Raw genomic sequence first — 6731 nt, 5'->3', positions numbered from 1 at the left:
TCATGAGTGGCTACAGGGCATGTAATAATTGCCGTTTTCCACCAGTCCACTTGGTGAATGGCTGTAAAACCATTTTATTTGTTTGCACTAGTTCCATAAGTAACATTATATCATAGAATGCAATTTGAAGATACTCTACATAACAAAAAAGACCCATAATAGGTCTTGAGATTAAACGGAACGCTTATTTCGTTCACGCTCTAAACGCCTTATAATGGTTTGTTTATGCAAAATATATTATTCTTCATTCAAATCTAAAACTTCCATTACAGCAGTATCTAAATCTGCTCCGTTTCTGGAACTTCTGAAATCAATACCTTGATTTTGACACTCCATCGTATGAAGAAGAAAATCGTTAAAAACTTTCACTGCTTGAATATTCTTTTCTCTTAAAGCCTCTTGCTTTTTCTCGTTAAAACCTGTTAATACCTGAATTTTTTCAACATCAAAGGAACAGTTAATCGTTCTACATATTTATTATTTGTAAATAATAAATATAGATTAATTCCCCCCATTGAAGCTGAACGACTTCAAGATTTCCCAGATGATTGGACAGCTAAAAAGAAATTATCTGATGGTTCTATTGTAGAGGTATCTGATAAAATGAGAAAGTTTTTTATGGGAAATGCTTTGGTTACTGAGATTGTAAAGGAAATTGCTAAGTTTATTAAAGAAATTGATTGATTTATCTGAAACTAAAAAAGAGGTGCGAGCCTCTTTTTGTTTATCTATATCTATATCCTTACCTGTCTGTCTTCTGACCGTTGGCCTGTGACAAACATAGTGAAGGTTGCCTTGCAGACATTTCTGCCTTCTTGATTGGTAATATCGACATCCACGACGCAAGTTGTGCGTCCTTGGTGGACACATTCTCCTTTAATGGTCAGCACATCGTCGAGTTTTCCTGCTTTGAGGTAGTTGATAGAAGACTGGAGCGTCACTCCATCAAGCCCCAGAGATATGACCACCAAACCACTGATCTGGTCGCAAAGGGTAAAGAGATAGCCACCATGGGCATTGCCATAGTAGTTGAGAGACGAGTCCACTACTTTGGTCGTCACCACAACGTGACCATCTCTCATTTGTTCAATTTCGTAATTTTCAAAGGCAGATATAGCGTCAAAATGAAAGTCTTTCATCGTTTCCTCCTGATATTTCAAACGACACTATGATACTACTTTTTATAGGACTGTGCAAGGAGAAAGCTCCTAGTCTGGCAAAATTCCGACCTGCTCCACAAAGCGCATAAAGGCTGCCTGTCCTTGTTCTGTCTGCTTGTAGACTCCTGCGTCCTCAAGCACACGCGCAAAGATAGCACCAACAGAGTCCTTGACGATTTCAAGGGCTTTTTCTTTATCTGTTAGGGCTGGATATTGGGCTCTAAGTTGGTCTGCCCATTCCTGATGATAATCGGAAACTGTAACAGCTTCTCCCACGAGATAGCTAGCGACTTGCTCCACTTCTTCTTTCAGACGTGGTGGCAAGATTGCCAAGCCCATGACCTCAATCAAGCCGATATTTTCCTTCTTGATATGTTGGACATCCTTGTGAGGATGATAGATGCCATCAGGATGTTCTGGTGATGTCTGATTGTCCCTCAGAACCAAGTCCAACTCAAACTGTCCATCGCGTTTGCGGGCAATGGGTGTGATGGTGTGATGCGGTGTCCCGACTGTCTCTGCCAAAACCTCCACTGCAGGATCTGAATACTGACGCCATTCCTGTAATATCTTATCAGCCAAGTTAATCAAATCCTCTTTGGAATCCGAAGTCAAACGTAGGACAGACATGGGCCACTTGACAATCCCAGCCTTGACCTGCTCAAAACCAGTAAAACAGAAGGTCTTTTGCAAGGGAGCCAATTCCATAGGAAATACGTGACGGCCTCCCTGATAATGATCATGAGTTAGAATAGACCCCCCCACAATCGGCAAGTCGGCATTAGAGCCAGCAAAATAGCCCGGAAACTGCTCTACGATAGCCAGCAGACGCTCAAAGCTCTGACGACTAATGGCCATGGGACGATGCTGACCATCTAAAAAGATACAGTGCTCATTAAAATAAGCATAGGGCGAATACTGGAACCCCCACTCCTGACCCGCCATTTCAAAGCGGATAATTCGGTGATTGCTGCGAGCTGGATGGTTAACCCGACCATGGTAGCCCTCATTCTCTAGACAAAGCTGACACTGAGGATAATTACTAGCTTGCACCAACTTGGCTGCCGCAATCTCTTTGGGATCCTTTTCAGGCTTAGAGAGGTTGATGGTAATTTCAAGTTCACCGTAATCAGATGGAACACGATAAGCAATATTTTTAGCAATGGCCTTGAGTTTGATGTAGTCATTTTTCTGACTGAGTTGGTAAAAATCCTCTATAGATTGCTCAGGAGAGTGGGCATAGGTTTCCCAGAAGTCACGATTGACCTGACTCGGACAAGGAGTCACCAAGTCCATCAGTTCAGCACCAAGGATTTCACGTGCAGTCTGACTATCCTCAATCATCTCTAATCGAACGGCTTCCTCAACCAGCTGGTCCTTGAGGTCAATCACTTTATCCAGATCCGTCTCAACTTCCAAAACACCGTCTCCCACTCGTGCCAAGACACGATTGGTCAGGTAGATTCGATCCATTTCCTCAAATGAACTTTCAGAAATGACATGTGTTACAAATTTATCTACTAAGGTCACCATAAAGCCTCCTTTTGACTAGTCAAGGACGCGAGTGCCACCTGCAACTTCAGCGATATAGAAACTTGGAGCGTATCCAACTACTTCCTCGTAGTGTTTGCCTACAGCTTCCTTAAAGGCATCAACAGCATCTTTTTGCACCAAGGCAATGGCACATCCGCCAAAACCTGCCCCTGTCATGCGAGCACCAAGAACGCCTTCTTGATTCCAAGCTGTGTGAACAAGGGTATCCAATTCCAAACCAGTTACTTCATAGTCATGTTCAAGAGAAACATGAGAAGCATTCATCAAACGACCAAATGTTTCCAAATCTCCTGCTTGAAGGGCTGCTTGAGCTTTGAGGGTACGTTGGTTTTCAAGCACAGCATGACGAGCACGTTTCAAACGATTTTCATCTTTAATCAGATAGCTATATTGGTCAAAGGCCCACTCATCCAATTCACCCAAGGTCTGAATATCTAAGGCAACTTGCAATTCTTCCACTGCTTTTTCACACTCAGCACGGCGTTCATTGTATTTAGAGTCCGCTAATTCACGGCGTTTGTTAGTGTTCATGATAACAACGACATTGTCCTTCAAATCAAGTGGCACCAAATCGTATTCTAAAGTATTGGTATCTAAGTAAATAGCACGTTGGTCAGCTCCCATACCGATAGCAAACTGGTCCATGATACCAGAGTTGACTCCGATAAAATTGTTTTCTGTTTGCTTTCCGATTTTAACCAAATCGAGACGCTCTAATTTTAAATCAAAGAGATGTTCTGCCACTACCCCTGTCAAAAGTTCCAAGGATGCTGAAGAAGACAAGCCAGCACCATTTGGGATATTCCCATAAACATAAAAATCAAACCCTTTGTCAATCACATGCCCATCTTCTTGCAAGAAATGAAGAACTCCTTTTGGATAATTGGTCCAGTTGTGCTCTTTTTCAAACTTGAGATCCGCTAAAGGCACTTCGATAATGCCCTTTTCCTCAAAGTTAGCTGAGTAGAAACGTAAAATTTGGTCGTCACGCTTACGAGCTGCACCGTAAGTTCCTAAGGAAATAGCAGCAGGAAAAACGTGCCCACCGTTGTAGTCTGTGTGCTCACCAATCAAATTGATACGACCTGGTGAAAAGAATGTTTGGTCTGCTTCTTGACCAAAAACAGCAAGAAAGTCTTTACGAAGAGCTTCAGCAGTAAGATGTTGTGTCATATGAATTCTCCTTTGACTGTCCGTTAAGTCACCTTAACGTGTAATCGTTTTCTTCTATTGTATCCAAGGGATTTTCCAAGGTCAATCCTTTTTACTAAAATTTTACTAAAGTATCAGTAAAATACAGAAAAATATGATATACTAATCTAATCAAGGAGGATTTATGGCTACCTTAAAAGACATTGCACAGCTAGCCTCTGTCTCTATCGCGACCGTATCTCGTGTCCTCAATCGCGACCAGAGTCTATCTGTTACAGAAGAAACCAGACACCGTATTTTAACTGTCGCTGAAGAGCTGGGCTATACCAAGCACCTCAAGACAGGCGAATCCCACAAGCCCAAGCAGAAGATTGCCATTATCCAATGGATCAGCGAGCAGGGGGAACTAGACGACCTCTACTACTACCAGATTCGTCTCGGTATTGAAAAAAGAGCCCAAGAGTTGGACTATGATATCTTGCGCTATTTTAATGACCATCCTTTTACATTAAGCGAGGAAGTGATTGGGATTCTCTGCATCGGAAAGTTTAGCCGAGCTCAGATTTCTGCCTTTGAAGAATACCAAAAGCCTCTTGTATTTTTAGATAGCGATACACTTTCCATGGGACATACCTGCATTATCACGGCTTTTTACACTGCTATGAAACAGGTTATCGATTATTTCCTCAGTCAAGGAATGGATCGTATCGGGATTCTAACAGGGCTTGAGGAAACAACCGACCAAGAAGAAATCATTGAGGATAAGCGGCTGGAAAATTTCAGAAACTACAGTCAAGCAAAGGGAATCTATCATGATGAACTAGTCTTTCAAGGAAGCTTTACTGCCCAGTCTGGCTATGACTTAATGAAAGAGGCCATTCAGAGTTTAGGAGACCAACTCCCACCAGCCTTTTTCGCAGCCAGCGATAGTTTAGCTATCGGTGCCCTCCGTTCCCTCCAAGAAGCTGGAATCAGCCTACCAGACCGCGTCAGCCTCATTTCCTTTAACGACACTAGTCTGACCAAGCAAGTCTATCCTCCCCTCTCCAGCATCACCGTCTATACCGAAGAAATGGGCAGAGCAGGCATGGATATTCTTAATAAGGAAGTACTCCACGGTCGCAAAATCCCTAGCCTAACCATGTTGGGAACCAGATTGACTTTAAGAGAGAGTACTCTGCCATAACTCCACAAATTAAACATGACAAAAAATCCTAATAGAGAGTCTCACATCTCCATTAGGATTTTCTTTTTTACTACATCACAATCATAGACTTAATGGTCTTACGTTCATCCATATCTTTATAAGCTTGATCAATATCTTCTAATTTATAGCTTGAAGTAAAGACACGGCCTGGGTTGATATCGCCATCAAGAACGGCTTTTAGTAAAAATTGCTTATCGTATGTTGTCGCAGAAGCTGCCCCACCTGCTACAGAGATATTTTGCATAAATGTCGAACCAAGAGCACGATTATTATAGTGTGGGACTCCTACAAATCCCATACGCCCTCCATTATGAAGAACGCCTAGCGCCTGTTCTACAGCAGCCTCCGTACCAACACATTCAAGTGCTGCATCCGCTCCGCCACCGAGAATTTCACGCACCTTGGCAATACCTTCTTGACCTCGCTCAGCTACAACCGCTGTCGCACCTGACTCCATGGCCATCTTTTGACGGTCTTCATGACGACTCATAAGGATAATTTGCGATGCTCCACGCATTTTAGCTGCGATGACAGCACATTGACCAACAGCCCCATCACCGATAACAACAACCTTGTCCCCTTTTTGAACATTTGCAACACGCGCCGCATGATAGCCTGTAGGCATGACATCAGCAAGAGTCAAGAGGGACTTTAGCATACCTTCTGTATAGTCAGAAGGTTGTCCAGGGATTTTAACCAGCGCCCAGTTTGCATAGTGAAAACGAATATATTCCGCCTGAAAATCGCCTCCCAAGTTATTACCAATATGATTGTCGCAAGAACCGTCAAAGCCAGCAAGACAGGCATCACACTCACCACATCCATGAGTAAAAGGGACAATGACAAAATCACCTGGTTTCACCGTCGTAATGGCTTCCCCAGCTTCTTCGACAATCCCAATCGCTTCGTGTCCACTATTTTTGTGTCCAGCTTTCGTTTCTGGATTACGGTACCTCCACAAATCCGATCCGCAAACGCACGCGCGAACTACACGAATAATCACATCATCTGCGTCTATAATTTGCGGACGTTCAATTGTAGCAAGTCCAACCTGACCCGCCTTTGTATATACTGCTGATTTCATTTAAAATTTCCCTTCCTTATAAAGTTTAATTTTGATATTTAAGCGATTTAAAGCCGTCTGTAACTGAGACAAGCGCTCCTCTAATCTTTTCTTTTCGTCTTCTAAAATACCAAGCCTTTCCTCTCTCGTTTCATCCCCCTTTTGGTAGAGCGACATATAGTCAACTAAACTGTCCACAGAGACACCCGCCGAACGGAAACACTTAATAAATTCCAACGCTTCGATATCCTGATTTTGAAAATCACGAATTCCAGTTGCAGTTCGAGTAATCGGTGGCACAAGACCAACCCGTTCATAGTACCGAATCGTATCCGCTGAAATTCCCAACAAGTCACTAGCAGATTTAATATTCATACACTAACCTCCTCTCATTCACTGAATTTAAGCTATTCTAACTCACTTATCTTATTATATAATTTTGAGTTGACTCCAAGTCAAGCATTTTGCGTCTAATCGAAAAATTTTTTATCATTATCAGTTCTCTTATTAGCATACCTTTTCATCAATCAAAGAAAGAGGTTGGGGAAAGCGTCTTTCAAATATGATACCAAAGAAACTGGAAAAAAAGTCTTTA

Annotated in this window: 6 protein-coding genes and 1 pseudogene; 2 read left to right on the top strand and 5 right to left on the bottom strand. The window is 42.5% G+C overall.

Features of this window, described 5'->3' with window-relative positions; genetic code table 11:
• Positions 1 to 447: 447 nt before the first annotated feature.
• A pseudogene (locus tag QZ565_RS07260) lies at positions 448 to 684 on the top strand (DNA cytosine methyltransferase); the annotation flags it as partial.
• Positions 685 to 734: 50 nt separating this feature from the next.
• Here the strand turns inward: QZ565_RS07260 and QZ565_RS07255 are convergent.
• The 3 genes from QZ565_RS07255 to QZ565_RS07245 form a co-directional block, all read right to left on the bottom strand.
• On the bottom strand, positions 735 to 1139 hold the full coding sequence (locus tag QZ565_RS07255) for a PaaI family thioesterase (protein ID WP_000651223.1): 405 nt from the start codon (positions 1137 to 1139) through the stop codon (positions 735 to 737).
• A 69-nt stretch (positions 1140 to 1208) separates the two neighbouring features.
• Positions 1209 to 2690 (bottom strand): UDP-glucose--hexose-1-phosphate uridylyltransferase, encoded by a 1482-nt coding sequence (locus tag QZ565_RS07250; protein WP_295527587.1) that lies wholly within the window; start codon positions 2688 to 2690, stop codon positions 1209 to 1211.
• An 18-nt stretch (positions 2691 to 2708) separates the two neighbouring features.
• Positions 2709 to 3887 carry a galactokinase gene (locus tag QZ565_RS07245; RefSeq protein ID WP_295527584.1) on the bottom strand — a complete coding sequence of 393 codons (1179 nt, stop codon included), beginning with the start codon at positions 3885 to 3887 and terminating at the stop codon, positions 2709 to 2711.
• Positions 3888 to 4050: 163 nt separating this feature from the next.
• Between QZ565_RS07245 and galR the strand changes: the two genes are divergently transcribed.
• A complete protein-coding gene (gene galR / locus QZ565_RS07240) occupies positions 4051 to 5052 on the top strand; it encodes a DNA-binding transcriptional regulator GalR (protein ID WP_295527581.1) in 1002 nt (333 codons plus the stop codon).
• A 70-nt stretch (positions 5053 to 5122) separates the two neighbouring features.
• Here the strand turns inward: galR and QZ565_RS07235 are convergent, their stop codons facing one another.
• Together QZ565_RS07235 and nmlR are read right to left on the bottom strand one after the other, a co-directional pair.
• Positions 5123 to 6157 (bottom strand): zinc-binding dehydrogenase, encoded by a 1035-nt coding sequence (locus tag QZ565_RS07235; protein ID WP_295527578.1) that lies wholly within the window; start codon positions 6155 to 6157, stop codon positions 5123 to 5125.
• Positions 6158 to 6511 (bottom strand): stress response transcriptional regulator NmlR, encoded by a 354-nt coding sequence (gene nmlR, locus QZ565_RS07230; protein ID WP_295527575.1) that lies wholly within the window; start codon positions 6509 to 6511, stop codon positions 6158 to 6160.
• Positions 6512 to 6731: the final 220 nt, after the last annotated feature.

The organism is uncultured Streptococcus sp., from assembly GCF_915066115.1.
In the GTDB taxonomy this organism is placed as follows: Bacteria; Bacillota; Bacilli; order Lactobacillales; family Streptococcaceae; genus Streptococcus.
The sequence above is the reverse complement of the archived record's forward strand: the minus strand, read 5'-3'. Positions and strand labels throughout refer to the sequence as shown.